This window comes from Amycolatopsis coloradensis (assembly GCF_037997115.1).
In the GTDB taxonomy this organism is placed as follows: Bacteria; Actinomycetota; Actinomycetes; order Mycobacteriales; family Pseudonocardiaceae; genus Amycolatopsis; species Amycolatopsis coloradensis_A.
In genome coordinates this window covers 2,440,469-2,456,425 of record NZ_CP150484.1, presented here as the reverse complement: position 1 = coordinate 2,456,425, position 15,957 = coordinate 2,440,469, and the positions used below count along the sequence as shown (strand labels likewise).

General features: G+C 69.1%; 19 protein-coding genes. 7 read left to right on the top strand and 12 right to left on the bottom strand.

The features are described 5' to 3' along the window. Positions 1-39: 39 nt before the first annotated feature. Positions 40-474: an SRPBCC family protein gene (locus tag LCL61_RS11605; RefSeq protein ID WP_340684912.1), complete on the bottom strand. Its 435-nt coding sequence runs from the start codon at positions 472-474 to the stop codon at positions 40-42. Positions 475-626: 152 nt separating this feature from the next. Beyond that, positions 627-1,523, bottom strand: a complete 897-nt coding sequence (locus LCL61_RS11600) for an ABC transporter substrate-binding protein (RefSeq protein WP_340686834.1) — start codon at positions 1,521-1,523, stop codon at positions 627-629. 175 nt (positions 1,524-1,698) lie between these two features. Between LCL61_RS11600 and LCL61_RS11595 the strand changes: the two genes are divergently transcribed. Together LCL61_RS11595 and LCL61_RS11590 are read left to right on the top strand one after the other, a co-directional pair. Next, a complete protein-coding gene (locus LCL61_RS11595; RefSeq protein ID WP_340688554.1) occupies positions 1,699-2,385 on the top strand; it encodes an ABC transporter permease in 687 nt (228 codons plus the stop codon). After that, complete coding sequence (locus tag LCL61_RS11590; RefSeq protein ID WP_340686833.1) at positions 2,382-3,098, top strand: ABC transporter permease; 717 nt, start codon at positions 2,382-2,384, stop codon at positions 3,096-3,098. The genes LCL61_RS11595 and LCL61_RS11590 overlap by 4 nt, the downstream gene beginning before the upstream one ends. Positions 3,099-3,245: 147 nt before the next feature. Here the strand turns inward: LCL61_RS11590 and LCL61_RS11585 are convergent, their stop codons facing one another. From LCL61_RS11585 to LCL61_RS11570, 4 genes are all read right to left on the bottom strand, one after another. Next, on the bottom strand, positions 3,246-3,800 hold the full coding sequence (locus tag LCL61_RS11585) for a YbaK/EbsC family protein (protein WP_340686832.1): 555 nt from the start codon (positions 3,798-3,800) through the stop codon (positions 3,246-3,248). A 120-nt stretch (positions 3,801-3,920) separates the two neighbouring features. Next, a complete protein-coding gene (locus tag LCL61_RS11580) occupies positions 3,921-4,214 on the bottom strand; it encodes a DUF2516 family protein (protein WP_034310520.1) in 294 nt (97 codons plus the stop codon). Positions 4,215-4,297: 83 nt separating this feature from the next. Beyond that, positions 4,298-4,972 carry a hypothetical protein gene (locus tag LCL61_RS11575; protein ID WP_340686831.1) on the bottom strand — a complete coding sequence of 225 codons (675 nt, stop codon included), beginning with the start codon at positions 4,970-4,972 and terminating at the stop codon, positions 4,298-4,300. Continuing rightward, positions 4,969-5,382 (bottom strand): helix-turn-helix domain-containing protein, encoded by a 414-nt coding sequence (locus LCL61_RS11570; protein ID WP_425342040.1) that lies wholly within the window; start codon positions 5,380-5,382, stop codon positions 4,969-4,971. The genes LCL61_RS11575 and LCL61_RS11570 overlap by 4 nt, the downstream gene beginning before the upstream one ends. A 151-nt stretch (positions 5,383-5,533) precedes the next feature. On the opposite strand from LCL61_RS11570, the gene LCL61_RS11565 reads away from it, so the two are divergent. Next, positions 5,534-6,664, top strand: a complete 1,131-nt coding sequence (locus tag LCL61_RS11565; protein WP_340686829.1) for a methyltransferase domain-containing protein — start codon at positions 5,534-5,536, stop codon at positions 6,662-6,664. Here the strand turns inward: LCL61_RS11565 and LCL61_RS11560 are convergent. From LCL61_RS11560 to LCL61_RS11550, 3 genes are read right to left on the bottom strand one after another with little or no spacing between them, the layout of a single operon-like run. Then, the gene (locus LCL61_RS11560) at positions 6,629-7,285 is read right to left on the bottom strand and encodes an AAA family ATPase (protein WP_340686828.1); all 657 of its coding nucleotides are present in this window, start codon (positions 7,283-7,285) and stop codon (positions 6,629-6,631) included. The two genes, LCL61_RS11565 and LCL61_RS11560, sit on opposite strands and share 36 nt — an antisense overlap. Positions 7,286-7,287: 2 nt before the next feature. After that, a complete protein-coding gene (locus tag LCL61_RS11555) occupies positions 7,288-7,638 on the bottom strand; it encodes a zf-TFIIB domain-containing protein (protein WP_255632272.1) in 351 nt (116 codons plus the stop codon). Positions 7,639-7,698: 60 nt separating this feature from the next. After that, entirely contained in the window at positions 7,699-8,067 is a 369-nt protein-coding gene (locus LCL61_RS11550) for a VOC family protein (protein WP_340686827.1), read from the bottom strand. 60 nt (positions 8,068-8,127) lie between these two features. Between LCL61_RS11550 and LCL61_RS11545 the strand changes: the two genes are divergently transcribed. Then, positions 8,128-8,628 carry a CGNR zinc finger domain-containing protein gene (locus LCL61_RS11545; protein ID WP_219146284.1) on the top strand — a complete coding sequence of 167 codons (501 nt, stop codon included), beginning with the start codon at positions 8,128-8,130 and terminating at the stop codon, positions 8,626-8,628. 281 nt (positions 8,629-8,909) lie between these two features. Here LCL61_RS11545 and LCL61_RS11540 read toward each other — a convergent pair whose 3' ends face one another. Then, positions 8,910-10,208 carry a DUF445 domain-containing protein gene (locus LCL61_RS11540; RefSeq protein WP_340686826.1) on the bottom strand — a complete coding sequence of 433 codons (1,299 nt, stop codon included), beginning with the start codon at positions 10,206-10,208 and terminating at the stop codon, positions 8,910-8,912. Between the two features lie 29 nt (positions 10,209-10,237). Here LCL61_RS11540 and LCL61_RS11535 point away from each other — a divergent pair, with 29 nt between their 5' ends. After that, positions 10,238-11,401 (top strand): pyridoxal phosphate-dependent aminotransferase, encoded by a 1,164-nt coding sequence (locus tag LCL61_RS11535; RefSeq protein WP_340686825.1) that lies wholly within the window; start codon positions 10,238-10,240, stop codon positions 11,399-11,401. Between the two features lie 12 nt (positions 11,402-11,413). Here LCL61_RS11535 and LCL61_RS11530 read toward each other — a convergent pair whose 3' ends face one another. Next, entirely contained in the window at positions 11,414-11,887 is a 474-nt protein-coding gene (locus LCL61_RS11530) for a sigma-70 family RNA polymerase sigma factor (RefSeq protein ID WP_340686824.1), read from the bottom strand. A 365-nt stretch (positions 11,888-12,252) separates the two neighbouring features. Between LCL61_RS11530 and LCL61_RS11525 the strand changes: the two genes are divergently transcribed. After that, positions 12,253-13,302 (top strand): hypothetical protein, encoded by a 1,050-nt coding sequence (locus tag LCL61_RS11525; RefSeq protein WP_340686823.1) that lies wholly within the window; start codon positions 12,253-12,255, stop codon positions 13,300-13,302. A 475-nt stretch (positions 13,303-13,777) separates the two neighbouring features. Here LCL61_RS11525 and LCL61_RS11520 read toward each other — a convergent pair whose 3' ends face one another. Then, positions 13,778-15,232 (bottom strand): PLP-dependent aminotransferase family protein, encoded by a 1,455-nt coding sequence (locus LCL61_RS11520; protein ID WP_340686822.1) that lies wholly within the window; start codon positions 15,230-15,232, stop codon positions 13,778-13,780. Between the two features lie 61 nt (positions 15,233-15,293). On the opposite strand from LCL61_RS11520, the gene LCL61_RS11515 reads away from it, so the two are divergent. Next, positions 15,294-15,929: a hypothetical protein gene (locus LCL61_RS11515; RefSeq protein ID WP_340686821.1), complete on the top strand. Its 636-nt coding sequence runs from the start codon at positions 15,294-15,296 to the stop codon at positions 15,927-15,929. Positions 15,930-15,957: the final 28 nt, after the last annotated feature.

Genomic DNA, 15,957 nt, shown 5'->3' with positions numbered 1-15,957 from the left:
ACGAGCGAACCGGGGCGGCCATTCCGGTTGTGGCGAGCACTACACGACCTCGGCGAGTTTGCCGAGCACTCCCTCGTAGATCCGCTTGAGCCCACCGGGCGCGAAGGTCTTCTCGAAGAAGCCGCCGATGCCGCCCGCGCCGTCCCAGGTCGTCTCGATGCGGACGACGCTGCCGCCCGGCACCTCGCGGACGGTCCAGGTGGTGACCATGCTGGAGTTCGCGTCGGTCTCGACGAGAGTGCCTTCGGACGGCTCGGTCACCGTCGCGGCGACGTCACGCACACGCTTCGACGTGGCCTGCAGCTTCCAGCGCGCCTTCGTGCCCGCGCCGACTCCGCCTTCGGTGACCTCGTAGTCGCGGTAGTGCTCGGTCAGCAGCTTCGGCCGGGTTTCGGCGTAGTCCGCGACGAGCGCCCTGACCTTGTCCGCCGGCGCCTCGATGGTGCGCTCCGCGATGGCCGTGACCTTTCCCATCCCACTCCCTTTCACCCGTGGTGCAACGACAGCGTCCACGATTCCACCGACGCCCGCAGCCGGAGCGGGCGCCCCTCCTCCGACTGCAATGAAGGGGCCTTTCATAGCGAAATTCGCTATGAAAGGCCCCTTCATCTCACTTGCGAAGAGCCTCAGATGAGGGACTTCTCCTTCAGCCACTCCTTCGCGACGTCGGCCGGCTTCTCGCCGTCCGAGTCGACGCGCTTGTTCAGCTCACGCAGCTGTACGGTGTCGAGGGCCTTGCTCACGGCATTGACCGCGGCCGCGAAGTCGGCGCCGCGTTCGTCGAGGACCTTCTTGTTCACCGCGGGCACGACGTTCTCGGTCGGCACGATGGCGAGGTCGTCCTCCAGCACCACGAACTGCGGGTCGCCGACGAGCGGGCTCACCGAGTCGACCGGGATGACGGTGACCTTGCCGGACCGCAGCTGCTCGACGCGCGGGCCCGCCTCCTGCACGGTCTGGAACGTGGCCTTCAGTTTGTAGACGTCCGTGAAGCCCTTGAAGCAGGGAAGCCGCTCCGCGCACTCCGGCCCGCCCGCGACGATGACGTTGTCGACCTTGGACAGGTCGCTGATCTTCTTGAGGCCCTTCTCCTTGGCGAGGTCGGCCTTCACGATGTAGGTGTTCTTGTTCTCCGCCGGCGACTGCTCCAGCAGGGCGATGCCGTCGGGCTCGAACAACTTCTCGAGCTGCTCGTGTTCGGCCTGCGCGTCCTTCGCGGCTTCCTTGCCGTATCCGGTGGTGATCGCGGCACCCTGGTATTCCGGGATGAACTGGAGTTCGCCGGATTTCAGCGCCGGGTAGATCAGCTCGCGCGAAGCGAGGTTCAGCTTGCGGGTGATCGGATAACCCTTGGCCTCCAGCGCGTTCGCGTACAGCTCGGCGAGGATCACGCTGTCGGTGAAGTTGAAGGACGCCACCACGATCGATGCCCCGCCCTTGCTCTGCGCGGCCGGGGCCGCCGCGTCGTCGCCTCCCCCACAGGCGGTCATACCGAGGACGGCGGCGGCGAGCACCGCGCCCACTCGAACATTCCGTGTCCAGCGCACGTGCACACACTCCTATGACTCGTTCAGAGGAATGAACCGTATCCCCGGGTCACGACAGAATCCACATTTTGAGAGTTCCGCCCCCTCTGCTCCCAGAGAGCGGAATCCGGCCGCCCGAACGGGGTAAGGTCGGCCGGTGCGAGCCTCCTCCGTGTTCCCCGTTCCCGCCCAAGGTGGACGGCCGCTCTTCGAGTGGCGGTGGGTGGACCGCCATCTCGACGAGATCTTCGAGCGACTCGGCGAGCACCTCACGCTGACCGCGGCGGCGCTCGCCATCGGGCTGGTGGTGTCGATCGGTGTTTCCGTGGTTTCGCTGCGCCGCAGGTGGTTCTACGTCATCGCGCTGAGCACGGCGGGGTCGTTGTACGTCATCCCGAGCCTCGGTGCCTTCGCCGTGCTGGTGCCCTTCACCGGTCTGACGTCCTTCACCACCGCGGTGATTCCCTTGGCCACGTACACGTTGCTGATCCTCATCCGCAACATCGTCACCGGCGTCGAACAAGTACCCAAGGAAGTCCGCGAAGCCGCGATAGGCATGGGTTTCACGCGTTCGCGGTTGCTGTGGCAGGTCGAACTCCCGCTCGCGCTGCCGGTGGTGATCGCGGGCCTGCGGGTCGCGGCGGTGACCACGATCGGGCTCGTGACGGTGACTTCCATGCTCGGCAAGGGCGGTCTCGGGTACTTCATCCGCAACGGGATTCAGACCGCGACGCCGAACCCGACGTCGATCATCGTCGGCGTGGTGCTTTCCGTGGTGCTGGCCGTGGTGGTGGATCTGTTGCTGTGGCTCGGTGGGCGCGCGCTCGCGCCGTGGTCGCGGAAGGCGGCGTCGCGATGAGCATCATCGACCAGACCATCGAGTGGTTCGGCGAACCGAACCGCTGGAGCTGGACGGATCCGGCGGGCGTGCCGTACCGGACTGTCGAGCATCTGCAGTTCTCCTCGCTGGCGCTGGCGATCTCGGCCGTGCTGACGATCCCGCCCGCGTTGTGGCTGGCGCACTACCGCCGCGCGCAGTTCCTCGCCACGAGCGCGGTGAACATCGGCCGCGCGATCCCCAGCTTCGGGCTGGTGATCCTGTTCTGGTTCCTGGCCGCCCGGCTCGAAGTCGACACGACGTTCTGGCCGTTGATGCTCGCGCTGGTGGCCTTGGCGCTGCCGCCGTTGTTCACGAACACCTACGCGGGCGTCGTCCAGCTGGCGCAGGAAACCGTCGACGCCGCGCGCGGAACCGGCTACCGCGAGTGGCAGATCATGCTGCGCCTGGAGTTGCCGCTCGCGTCTCCGGTCATCCTGGCGGGTGCCCGCGTCGCGTTCCTGCAACTGGTGGCGACGGTCGCGATCGGCGCGATCGTCAACGACGGCGGCGGTCTCGGACGGTACATTGTGGACGGTTTCGCCCTCGGCGAACCCGGCCACGGCGAGATCCTGGCGGGTGGCATCGCGGTCGTCGTACTGGCTTTGGTGTGCGAAGGCGTTTTCGCGCTCGTCACGCGTTGGGTGACCCCGCGCGGGCTGGCGATCCAGTCCCGCGCGGATGCCCGCTCCTGAGCGTTCACCGCCGCCCACGCGAACGCCTGGAAGGCGCGCGCCAGCGGGATGATCTCACCGGCGCGGCCCAGCCCCGTCCGCGGCACGGCGGGGCGAGGAACGCGGCCTCGAAGGCCGAGACCAGCGAGGAGTCCTTTGTGGACAGCCTCACTCGACGGGGCGCGCGAGCCCGTCGATCACCTCGGCACCGGGCAGGGCCGCGAGGGTCGCGCCCGAGATCAGCAGCTTGCCGCCGCGGATACCGCTGCCGATGACCAGTTCGGGCTCGTCGGCGACGCGCTGGTCGATCAGGATCGGCCATTCCGCGGGCAGGCCGACCGGCGTGATGCCGCCGTACTCCATTCCGGTGAGCGAGACGGCCTCGTCCATCGGGGCGAAGGAGGCCTTGCGGACGTCGAGACGGCGCTTGATCACGCCGTTCACGTCGGCGCGGGTGGTGGCGAGGATCATCGCGGCGGCGAACCGGACCTCACCGGCGCGTTTGCCGGCGACGACGACGCAGTTCGCGGACGCGGAGAGCGGTGAGCCGTACGCCTCGCAGAAAGCGGCGGTGTCGGCCAGGTCGGCGTCGATCTCGACGACGCCGACGGCATCCGGATCGGGCAGGGCGGCGAGCGCCTTGGCGACGGGCTCGGCGAGCAGGTCCGTGCGGGAGAGGGCGGGGACGACGGTGAGGCTTCCGGCGATGGTCCAGGTAGTCACAGGGCCACCCTAATGTCGGCAGGGCGCCGCCCGGTAGAACACGCACGATGGGCGATCAGGGCGCCCTGCCACCGCGATAGCGGGCCGAGTACCTCTCAGCTCCGCCAAACCGGCACTCGATCACCAGTTGCGGCCGCCGCGCTGCACCTCGATGAGCTTGGGGCGGACGTCCACGAGGTAGACCAGGACCGCGACCAGTGCGGGCAGCCACAGGATCATGCCGCCGCCGTAGAACTGGAAGAAGGTCAGCACCACGGTCGATCCGCCGGTGATGAGCATCCAGATGGGCTTGGTCTTCCGATCGGCGGCCGAGTACGCGTCCGCGCGCTGCAACAGCGCATGCACGAAAGCGAACAGCCCCGTCAGCGCGCCGCCCCAATGGATGGCGATGAGGATCCAGGTGGCAACGAACACGAACTCAGCTTACGTCAAACCGGGCGAATGACCGGGCCCCCGGCACCGAAGCGGTGCCAGGGGCCCTGGAATTCACGCGGACCTTACTTCTCGGTGGTCTTCGGCGCGGTGGCCGGCTTCTTGGCGGCCGGGCTGGTGGTGCTGCGGCGCGCGGTGGTCGTGGTCTTCGGCGCGGTCTTGTTGGCGACCTTGCGCGAAGCCGAACGCGTCTCGTGCGCGAGGTCGTCGCCGATCTCCTCGACCTCGTCGGCGATCTCGCCGGCGAGCTCGGTCACCTTGCGAGCGGTCTTCTCGCCGGCGGAACGGGTGCCCTTGGTGACCTTGCCGAGCACGGTGTCGATGCGCTCACGGGCGTCGGTGGTCGCGCCCTCGACGCGGTCCTGCGCGGTGCTGATCGCGTCTTCGAGCTGCTCGATGGCCTTCTTGACCTGCGGCTGCGCGGCGATCTTGTCCCACGCCTGCTCACCGGACTCGGCCAGCTTGTTGTACAGCTTCAGCGCGGCTTCGGTGTACTCGTCGATGACCTTGCGCAGCTCGGCCGGGTCCAGCTTCTCGCGGAGACCCTCGACGTCGTGCGGGAGCTCTTCGATGTTCTTGCGGGCGGTCTCGCTGCCCTCGACGACCTTCTCCTTGGCCTTGGACACGGCGTCGACGACGGCCTGGCCGGCCAGGTTGCCGGCACCCAGGGCGGCCAGCAGCGGCGTGCGGACCTGGTCGAGGGCGGTGTGCTTGCGGTCGGTCTTGGTGGCCGTGGTCATGCTGACTCCTTGGTTTCTGTGACTTGGTCTTCGGTTTTCGCCTTGGCCGCCTGCTCGGGTTTCGCGGCGGCGTTCTCGCGGCGGAACGATTCGTAGACGTCGAGCAGGACCTGCTTCTGCCGTTCGGTCAGCTCGGTGTCGGCGCGGATCGCGTCGCCGACCGGGCCGCCCATGGGCAGATCGAGGATTCCCGCTTGCACGTAGAGCGCCTCGGCCGAGATTCGCAGGCCCTTGGCGATCTGCTGGAGGATCTCCGCGCTGGGCTTGCGGACCCCGCGCTCGATCTGGCTCAGGTACGGATTGGACACGCCGGCGAGTTTCGACAGCTGCCGCAAGGAGATCTTCGCGTTGCTGCGCTGCTGGCGGATGTACTCGCCGATGTCGGAAGCGATGTCCGCGACCTTCTCCATCGGTCCACCCGATGCGGGCTGATCCCGGTCGATGTCTGACATCGGTCACCTCCTCGCGACGTCTTCAACGCTACGCGCGAGTGCTAGCAATTGCAAGCACTCTGCTTGCAACCATCGGGTGTGTTGGTGCTCACCCCGCTACCGTGGGGGGATGTCGAACGCGACGCGGCTGCGGCGGCGCCTCGTCGAGCATCTGCTCGCCGAGGGCGTGCTGCACGACGCGCGCTGGATGACCGCGTTCCGCTCCGTGCCGAGACACGTCTTCCTGCCGCGGTTCTTCGTCCCGGCGGCGAACGGCTGGGCCGCGGTCGAAAGCGGCGACGACGAGTGGCTCCGGCGCGTGTACTCCCCCGACGTACTGGTCGTCCAGCTCGACGACGACTCCGGACTCTGGGAACGGGCGCGCTATCTCGGCGCCCAGCCCGGAACGCCGACGAGTTCGTCCAGCCAGCCGTCGATCATGGCGATCATGCTCGAAGAGCTCCGGGTCGCCGACGGGCATCGCGTACTGGAGATCGGCACGGGCACCGGTTACAACACCGCCCTGCTGTGCCATCGGCTCGGTTCCGGGCTCGTGTACACAGTGGACATCGACCCGGAACTGGTCGACGCCGCGCGCAAACGCCTGGCGGAGATCGGGTACGCGCCCTCGTGCGCGGCGGCCGACGGCGCCGAAGGCTTCCCGGCGGGCGTGCTCTACGACCGGGTGCTGTGCACGTGCTCGGTGTCGTCGATCCCGCCCGCGTGGCTGGCGCAGACGATGCCGGGCGGGCTGATCGTCACCACGCTGAACCGGCCGATCGGCGGCGGACTCGTCCGGATCGTCGCGGGCGAAGGCGCGACGGGACACGGGCGGGTGCTCGCCCATGACGGTCGCTTCATGCCGCTGCGCGCGCACCGCTTCAAGCCGTCGAAGGCGCTCGAAGGTGATGTCTCCTGGCGGCCGACCCGGCTGCCGATGGGCGTGCTCACCGAAGTCCGCAGCCGCTTCGAGTTCTTCGCCGGGCTCCACCTTCCGGGCGTGACGGCCGCGCGAACGGGCCAGAGCACCACGCTGGTCCATCCGGACGGCTCATGGACGCGCCATCGGCAGCGGGGCAGCGAGTTCGAAGTGGCCGAAGGAGGCCCGCGGCGGCTGTGGGAGATCGTCGAAGCGGCGCACGAAGACTGGCTCGGCCTCGGCGAGCCGGGGCGGGACCGGTTCGGGCTCAGCCTCGACGGCGAGGACCAGGTGATCTGGCTGGATTCACCCGACGGCCGCATTTGGCCGTTGCGTCCCTGAAAGCAGGCCTCGCACCCACTTCTCGACGTGATCGACGGCGTCGTCCACCGCGATGTGGGTGGTGTCGAACAACTCGACCGGCGGATCCATCGAGGGCGCTTCCGCTTGCAGCCACTCGTTGAACTCCAGCATCTCCTCGACCCGCTCCTCGTCCCACTCGCGCCAGGCGGGCCGCGCCAGCAAACGCTTGCGCAGGGCGTCGGGCTCGCTGACGAGGGCCAGGTAGTGGATGCCGGAGAAGAAGACGCGCTCGGGCAGCCGCTCGAACTCGGGCGGCGCGACGGTGCCGCAGAGCACGACCGGCCGCCCGTTCTGGTGCAGCATCGCCGCCATCCGCAGCCAGGTCGAGCGGAACGCGGGATGGCCGGGGACGTCGTCCCGTAACGCCCCGGTCCACAACACGTCCTGCTCGACCACGAGCGCGAGGTCGCCGAGCCGTTCCGCGAGCCGCGGCCCGACCGTCGACTTGCCGGCGCCGCTCGGCCCGGTCAGCGCGAACAGCGGAAGGCGCCGGAACGGCCACCGGTGCGCGCATACCGCGCACACCAGCAGCCCGTTCTCGACTCGTGGCCGTTCGGCGCGATCACCGCAGGCCGGGCAGATCTTGAGATCGAGGACCACGGTCAGTCGAAGAGGCCCTCGAGGAAGCCGCCCTTACGGCGCTTGTGGCCATAGCCGTGCGGCGAGTCCGCGTAGCCGCCGCGGTAACCCTTGGGCGAGTCGGCGTAACCACCCCGGTAGCCCTTCGGCGAGTCCGCGTAGCCGCCGCGATGCGGCCGCGGGGAGTCCGGCCGTCCGTAGTGCGGAGCCGGCGCGTGTCCACCTCCCTGGTACGGCGGGGGCGGCTGGTGCCCGCCACCGTAGTACGAGTTTTCGGCACCGGCGATGGCTTCCAGCTCACCCCTGTCCAGGAAGATGCCGCGGCACCCCTGGCACTGGTCGATGTGGATGCCGTTCTTGTCGACGGTCTTCATGACGTTCTGGCACTTCGGACAAATCACGTATCAGAGGTTACGCATTTTTCTCGTCCGAGGTCAGCAGGCGCACAGACAAAACGGGTGCCCGGCCGGATCCGCGTACACGCGGAAGGTCTTCGGGGAGTCGTCGAGCAGCTTCGCGCCGATGGCCAGCGCTCGCTCGTGGGCGGCCTCCATGTCGGTGACGTCGAGGTCGACGTGGGCCTGCTGCGGGTTCTCGGCGGAGGGCCACGCGGGCGGCCGGTAGTCGGGCACGCGCTGGAACGAGAACCGAGCGCCGCCTTCCGGGTTCCGCAGGGTCACCCAATGGCCGTCCTCGGCGACTTCGGCCGCCTTCCAGTCGAGCAGCTCGCGGTAGAACTCCGCCAGCGCGACCGGGTCCGGGCAGTCGAGGGCCACCGCGCCGAAGGTCGGTACCGCACCCATGGTTCAGCCTCCAGAAGGATCGAGTAACCAGTGAAATGAGTATGAAGGTTATCGGAGCCGATGACAACCGGTCTCGCCCGTACACTGGGGAAGGTGAACACCGACGCGTCCCTGGTGGTCGAGTTTCTGAACACGGTGAACGTCGAACGCGGCACCGACCTCCTGGACGATCTGGAGTCCTGGCAGCACTGGGCCCGAGATCACCGGCTTCGCGCGGATACCCCCGCGGCCGCACGCGAAACCCGGGACGCGCTGCGCGCCGCGATCGGCGACCCGCGGCTCCCACGGCCCGGCCTGCGCGCGCCGGCGGAGATCGTCCTCGGCCCGGAAGGCCCGCTGCTGGTCTCGGAAACGGTCTGCGAGGCGGTGATGGCGGCGTCGACCCGGCTGACCGTGCTCGGCGAATGGATCCGGCTCAAGATCTGCCCGGCGGACGACTGCCTGTGGGCGTTCTACGACGAATCGCGGAACCGGTCGAGGACGTGGTGCTCGATGCGGGCCTGCGGGAACCGGGAGAAGGCGCGGGCCTGGCGGGCGCGGACGGCGGACATCTCGACCTGACCCCGGCGGGGGCTGAAGGACGCCTTCCCCGCATGCGACGCGACGAAAGCGCCCTTCACCGCGTGACATGAGGGGAAAGCGTCCTTCAGCCCCGTGCCGACCGGAAGCGCCGGACCCCAGCGACCACAACTTCTGGGGTCACCCACCCCCGAGTTACCCCCAGGGGTTGTGCACACCGTTAGGCCAAAAACGTGAAAAGCTGTGGATAACCCTGGGGATGACTCCACTTCCTGTGGACAACTCCCGGTTCGGCCTCCGGAGTGTGGTATAAGCGCGGTGGCTCAGAAGAGCAGTTGCGCGACCGTGTAGATCACCAGGCCGGCGAGCGCGCCGACCACCGTGCCGTTGATCCGGATGAACTGCAGATCCCGGCCGACCTGGAGCTCGATCTTGCGCGAGGTCTCTTCGGCGTCCCAGCGCTCCACGGTGTCGGTGATGATCGTGGTGATCTCCTTGGAGTAGTGGGTGACGACGTAGGCCGCCGCCCCCTCCACCCAAGTGTCCACTTTGGACCGGATGTGCTCGTCGGAGACCAGCCGCTCGCCGAGCGTTTCGAGGCCCGTGCGGACACGGCGCCGCAGCTCGCTCGACGGGTCCTCGGCGGCGTTGAGCAGCATCTCCTTCGCCGTCGCCCACGCCGAGCCGATCAGCTTCTGCACCTCGTCGTGCCCCAGCATCTGGGACTTGACCTGCTCGGCGCGCGCCATCACCTCGGGGTCGGTCTGCAGGTCCTGGGCGAACTCGCCGAGGAACTTGTCCAGCGCCAGCCGCATGGGGTGGTTGACGTCGGTCTTCACCGCCCAGACGAACGACAGCACCTCGCCGTAGACCTTGTCCGCGAGCATCTCGTCGACGAACTTCGGCGACCAGCTCGGCGCCCGGTCCGAGACCACGCGCAGCATCGTCGTGTGGTTGTCCCGCACCCATTCGTAGGCGCGGTCGCACATCAGGTCCACCAGCTTGTGGTGCGCCCCGTCGGCGAACACGCCGGCCAGGATCTTGCCGAGCGGAGGACCCCACGGCTTGTCCACGATCCGCTTGACCACGGCCTGTTCCATGATCGCCTGGACGTCTTCGTCGCGGAGCACCTTGACCGCCGCCCGCACGACGGTGGCCAGCTCCGACGTCACCCGCTCCGCGTTGGCGGGCTGCGAAAGCCAGCCGCCGAGCCGCTTCGAGACTTCGACCCGGCTCAGCTTCTCGCGGATCACGGACTCGGACAGGAAGTTCGAGCCGACGAAGTCACCGAGGCTGCTGCCAAGGGCGTCCTTCTTGTTCGGGATGATCGCGGTGTGCGGGATCTTGATCCGCAGCGGATGCCGGAACAGCGCCGTCACCGCGAACCAGTCGGCGAGCGCGCCGACCATCCCGGCTTCGGCGGCGGCGCGGACGTAGCCGACCCAGGCCGGCCAGCCCGCGGCTTCGGCCCAGCTGGTCAGCAGGAAGATCACCGTCGCGCCGAGCAGGAACGACAGCGCGACCATCTTCATCTTGCGCAGGCCGCGGCGCTTCTCCTCCTCGGCGGCGGTTCCACCGGGCGGATCGGCTGGGGTCACCTTGGCGGGCGTCAGTTGCTCCACACCGCCATTGTCCGTGAGGATGGCTGATCGTGCGCGAACCTGTCCTCGTACCCCGCCTCCAGCCCTTCACGTCGACCATCTTCGCGGAGATGACGGCACTGGCCGTCCGTCACGAAGCCGTCAACCTCGGCCAGGGTTTCCCCGACACCGACGGCCCCGCCGGAATGCTCGACGCCGCCAAGAACGCGCTGTTCGGGGGTGCGAACCAGTATCCGCCGGGGCCGGGGCGTCCCGAACTGCGCGCGGCGATCGCGCGGCACCGGCTGCGGTACGGCACCGCGTACGACCCGGACACGGAGATCCTGGTCACCGCAGGCGCCACCGAGGCCATCGCGGCGTCGCTGATCGCGCTGACGCAGGCGGGTGACGAGGTCATCGTCATCGAGCCCTACTACGACTCGTACGCGGCCGCGGTCGCCATGGCGGGCGCGGAGCGGCGTGTCGTCGGCCTGGTGGAACGCGACGGCCGGTTCGCGCTGGACATCGAGGGCCTGCGCGCCGCGGTGACCGATCGGACCAGGGCGATCCTGATCAACTCGCCGCACAACCCGACCGGCACGGTGTTCACCCGCGCCGAACTGGAAGCCGTCGCCGCGCTCTGCGTGACGCACGATCTGATCGCGATCACCGACGAGGTGTACGAGCACCTGGTCTTCGACGACGCCGAGCACCTGCCGCTGGCGACCTTTCCCGGTATGCGCGACCGGACCGTCTCGATCTCCAGCGCGGGCAAGACGTTCAACTGCACCGGCTGGAAGATCGGCTGGGTCTGCGCGAGCCCCGAACTGGTCGCGGCGGTGAAGGCGGCGAAGCAGTTCATCACCTTCGTCTCGGGCGGCCCGTTCCAGCCTGCCGTCGCCCACGCGCTGGACCACGAACTGCCGTGGGCCGAAGACCTGCGCACGAGCCTCCAGGACAAGCGGGACCGGCTCGCGGCGGGGCTCGCGGAAGCCGGGTTCACGGTCCGGCCGACCGCCGGGACGTACTTCGTCTGCGTCGACGTCCGGCCGCTCGGGTTCGACGACGCCGCGGAACTGGCCTGGGAGCTCCCCGAACGGGTGGGTGTGGCGGCCGTGCCCGTAAAGGTGTTCACCGATCACCCGGAAGAGTGGAAACACCTCTTGCGTTTCGCGTTCTGCAAACGCAACGAGGTCATCGACGAAGCGATCACCCGATTGCGCAAACTTCGGTGACTCGTCCGATGTTCACGCCCAGCCGCTCTTCTCGAGCGTCCGTCTGAGCCGGTCCAGACACCGTCTTCGCAGCCTGCCCACACTGGCCGGACTGATGTCCAGCTCACCCGCGAGCTGGGCGTAGGACAGCTCCGGCCGGTACGCGAGTAGCCGCATCATCCGCCGATGCGAGTCCGGCAGGCGATCGACCGCCGCCCAGAGCGCGCGATCACGTTCGGCACGGACGACCTCGGCCTCCGGGGTCGTCTCCTCGTCGGGCAGCGGGCGCGGCGTTTCGCGCCTGTTCCTGGTGATCATCCGGAGCGCGCGGCGCCGCGCGGTGGTCGTCAGCCAAGCACCGAGCTTCGCTTCGTCACGTAGTGCGCCGGGTGCACGAAGCAGTTCCAGCCACGCGTCCTGACAGACGTCCCTGGCGTCGGCTTCGCTCAGCCGATACGCCTTCAGCGTCCTGAGCACCGCCGCCGACAGCGCGTTCACGTCCCACATCCCGGACCCTTCCCTCCCGGCGGCTCGCGTCCGCCGAGCCGCTCACCGAACGCGACTTCGACGGCACGCACCGCAGCAGGGATCCGGAAAAGGTCAGGTCACCGAGGATTTGAGTAGTTCCACCTCTCACCGGATGGCCGCCGGGCACATACCGAGAGTGATCAACTCCGGTACTCCAGGCACCGGAGCCGGTTGCGTCGTTCCGCCTAACGGGCTGGATCGACGGCGGCTGAAGTGAAACACTCCCCTCCGGTGCTAAAACTGGTGCAGCCCCGGGGGAACTGCGACCTGGCCGGAAGAGACCCCAAGCAAGATCGAACTCACGCGGGAAACGTGGGTTTCAGGCGCGGACGGTGGTGATTGCTGTGAGTGGTACGGCAGTCGTGCGCCGTGGCGGCCTCACCGCCCCGAAGCGAATCCTTTTCGCGGGTGGGCTCGTGCTCACCGGCTGGATCCTCGGCGCCGTGCTGAGCACCCCGGCTTCAGCCGACGAACAGGCACCCGTGACGCCGGAGACCTCCGTGGTCCAACCCGCGGACGAAACCGGGTCCGGGAAAGCGACTGCTCCCCAGGAGTCCACTTCGGACTCCACTGCGACCGAAACCGCGAAACCCACTGAGACCACTGAACCCTCTCAGGAAGAGCCCGCTCCCGTCGTGCATGAGGAGCCTGAGGCCACTGTGGAGGAAGAGGCGGGTACTTCTTCGGAACCGGCCACGAAAACCGCGAAGCCCCAGGCGTCCAATGGCTTACTGGGCGGCCTCATCGGCGGCGTGCTGAATGTCGTCACGAACACGGTCGGCGGCGTCGTCCATACCGTCGGCGGGGTCGTCGACGGAATCGGCGACCAGGTAGTCGCGCCGATCATCACGCCGGAACCGTGCTGTGGCACGGGCGCCCCGGTGATCCTGCCGGGCACCGGCGACATGCTCGACCCCGTCTTCGGCGGCGGTTCCGGCGAGTCGGCGAGCGGCTCGGTCACCATCGCCGTCCCGGCCAAGGCCGTCACGGAGAAGGCGCCCGCGCCTGCCACTCCGGCCCCGCGCCCGGTCGTACCCGTCGAGAGCCCCGCTCCGGCGACGGCAAGCCAGAACCACCGCGTCACCCTGCCCGTCCAGGTCAAGACCGACGCCAAGCCCGCTCCGCCCGCGCCCGCCGAATCCGACACGCACGCGTCCCCTGACGGCGGCGGCTCGGGCGGCGGCGGTGGCCTGCCGAACACCCCGGTGGCCCCGATCGCGCCCACGACGACCGCCCAGCCGGGGCACGATAACACCGGCGGCGGCCGCGGGCCGCTCGCCGTGCTCGACTCCGGCATGCCCGCCACGCAGCTGAAGCTCATCGGCACCGGCTGCGACCACGAAGGCGAGCGCACCGGCAGGGAAGCCGCGCTTCCCGCCACCTCCCCCGACTGACCTGACCGGGTCGCCGGGGAGAACCACGTCCAAACCAAGATCAACTTCGGGTTTCGACGTGCGCTGATTCCTTTGGCACAAGCCGCTTTTCCGCCTGCCCTCGTTCAGGCATCCCCTTTGTCTTCCCGAACGGCCGACCGCGCCCGGCCGGTTCGGATCCCGGCCCCGGCGCCGCGCTGCCCCTGCGGCGCCGGGACCAGCACCGGGTGGACTTCGGGGGCTTCTGCTCACCGCGCCGAGCAGGAGCCGGTCAAGCTCGAAGCCCGCCTGAACCGCGGGCGGTTCCCGGCACGTCGAGGGGCTGTGCCGGGTAACCGCCGCGGTGCCCGTCCCAAGGTTTCGGCCTTGGGGCGGGCCGGATAGCCGGTGCGCTGGTCGCGCGGCGCCGATGCCCTCCCTGGAGCATCGGCCGCCCCGCCGGCGCACCGGCTATTTCCGTTTCCAGCCCCGCGTTTCGTCCTCTGAATGCGGGGAGTCAGGTGACCTGGACGGTGGCCGGGGCGGCCGTGGCGGGGGTAGCGGCCACCGAAGCGGCGGCCGTGCCCAGCCGCCGCACGGCCTCGAAAAGCCGTTCGGCCGGAAGCGCGTACGGCAGCCGCAGCCAGCGCTCCAGTCCACCGTGGACACCGAACCGCGAGCCCGGCGCCACCTGCACTCCGTGCCCGGCCGCGGCGACGGCCAGCCGCGTGCTCATCGGCTCCGGCAGACGGCACCACAGCGAAAGCCCGCCGCGCGGCACGGTGAACGTCCACTCGGGGCAGTACCAGTTCAGCGCCCCGGTCAACGCATCCCGCAGCGCCAGCGTCTCCTGACGGCGGTGCGCCAGCGCGGCCCCGCCGTCGTCGAGCAGTTCGGCGAGGACGAGTTGCTCGAAGACCGGCGACCCCAGGTCGACGGCGAACCGGGCCGCGATCAGCCTGCCGATGACGTCCTCGGAAGCGCGGATCCAGCCGAGCCGCAGGCCCGCCCAATGCGATTTGGACGCCGAGCCGATCGTGATGCCGAGGTCACCCAGGTACGCGCCCAGCGGGGGCGGCCCGTCGGCCGGATCGCCTTCGAGGTCCAGCTCGACCAGCGTCTCGTCGACGATCGCCGGGGTCCGGGCGCGGTTCAGAGCGGCCGCGAGGCGCTGACGGCTGCCGGCGTCCATCCGCAGGCCGGTCGGGTTCTGGAAGTCCGCGACGAAGTACGCGAGCCTCGGCCCGGATTGCCGCAACGCGGCCTCGATCCCGACGATGTCCCAGCCGGTGGCCGGATCCAGGGGCACCGGCACCGGGATGGCGTGCGCGGCGCCGATGGCCTCCAGCGAGTTCGGGTACGTCGGCTGCTCGACCAGCACCCGGTCGCCCGGACCGGCCAGCATCCGCAGAACCTGCACGAACGCGTGATGCGCGCCGTTGGTGACCATCACCTGATCGGCGTTGGTCGGCAGCCCGCGTTCGGTGTAGCGGCGGGCGATCCGCTCACGCAGGACCCGCAGGCCGCGCACCTGGTAGCCGTTCTCGCCGAGGTGGTCGACCAGCGCCTTCCGCGCGGCGTCCACGGCCGGGACCAGGCCGGCGACAGCGGGCGGGCAGGCCTGGGCGAGGTCGATGAGGTCCTCGCCGGTCGGCAGGATCGCGTCCCGGCCCCGGCCGCCGGGAGAAGCGATCCACGAGCCCGCGCCGCGACGGCTGGCGACCAGGCCGTCGGCCCGCAGTTTGTCCAGCGCGGCGCCGATCAGCGTGCGGCTGACCTCCAGCGCGTCGGCGAGTTCCCGTTCGGCCGGGAGTTTCGTGCCGAGCGGGAGCCTGCCGTCGAGGACCAGCAGCTCGACGGCCGCCGCGAGATCCGCGGCACCGTGTCGAGAACCACTCTGCCGCCAACTTCCCAGCAAAAGGGCCAATTTCGTGCCTGAAACGCGTCCAGTCAGCGGGATCAGCGGTTCCATAAGGCCAATTCTTCCAGATTGGCCATGGTCAAGGTAGCCACTTACCCCTGATGGTGGACCCGTGGCACTCAAACTCGACCTCAGGCCCGTCGGCATCTCCCAGGACACCACCCGGCGCTCGATCCAGCTCGTCGGCGGACTCGCCCTCTACGGCGGCAGCATGGCCATGCTGACCAGGTCGGGACTCGGCCTTGACCCGTGGGACGTGCTCCACGAAGGGCTGATGAAGATCACCGGTCTCTCGTTCGGCACGGTCACCGCGATCGCTTCGGTCCTGGTGCTGCTGCTGTGGATCCCGCTGCGGCAGCGGCCCGGTATCGGCACCGCGGCCAACGTCGTGGTCATCTCGCTCACCGTCGACCTCGTGCGGGTCTTCCTGCCGGACCAGGACGTGCTCGGCTGGCAGATCTTCAACCTCGTCGCCGGGGTCGTGCTCAACGGCCTCGCCGCCGCGATCTACGTCGGCGCGCGGCTCGGCCCCGGCCCGCGCGACGGGCTGATGACCGGCCTCTCGGCCCGGACGGGCAAGTCGATCCGCCTCGTCCGGACGCTCATCGAGATCACCGTCCTGGCCGCCGGCTGGCTGCTCGGCGGCACCGTGGGTGTCGGCACGGTCCTCTACGCGCTCGCGATCGGACCGCTGACGCAGGCTTTCCTGCCGTACGTCATCTGGCGAGAGCGCTCTTCGACCTCGTGAGTGGCAAGGACGGAGATCGGAAGAGCAC

Excerpts from the sequence above, each read along its gene's own strand:
- LCL61_RS11605 (WP_340684912.1), bottom strand. The coding sequence starts at position 474 with ATGGGAAAGGTCACGGCCATCGCGGAGCGCACCATCGAGGCGCCGGCG.
- LCL61_RS11590 (WP_340686833.1), top strand. The coding sequence starts at position 2,382 with ATGAGCATCATCGACCAGACCATCGAGTGGTTCGGCGAACCGAACCGC.
- LCL61_RS11575 (WP_340686831.1), bottom strand. The coding sequence starts at position 4,972 with ATGACCACGGCCACCAAGACCGACCGCAAGCACACCGCCCTCGACCAG.
- LCL61_RS11570 (WP_425342040.1), bottom strand. The coding sequence starts at position 5,382 with ATGGAGAAGGTCGCGGACATCGCTTCCGACATCGGCGAGTACATCCGC.
- LCL61_RS11565 (WP_340686829.1), top strand. The coding sequence starts at position 5,534 with ATGTCGAACGCGACGCGGCTGCGGCGGCGCCTCGTCGAGCATCTGCTC.
- LCL61_RS11555 (WP_255632272.1), bottom strand. The coding sequence starts at position 7,638 with ATGAAGACCGTCGACAAGAACGGCATCCACATCGACCAGTGCCAGGGG.
- LCL61_RS11550 (WP_340686827.1), bottom strand. The coding sequence starts at position 8,067 with ATGGGTGCGGTACCGACCTTCGGCGCGGTGGCCCTCGACTGCCCGGAC.
- LCL61_RS11545 (WP_219146284.1), top strand. The coding sequence starts at position 8,128 with ATGACAACCGGTCTCGCCCGTACACTGGGGAAGGTGAACACCGACGCG.
- LCL61_RS11530 (WP_340686824.1), bottom strand. The coding sequence starts at position 11,887 with ATGTGGGACGTGAACGCGCTGTCGGCGGCGGTGCTCAGGACGCTGAAG.
- LCL61_RS11520 (WP_340686822.1), bottom strand. The coding sequence starts at position 15,232 with ATGGAACCGCTGATCCCGCTGACTGGACGCGTTTCAGGCACGAAATTG.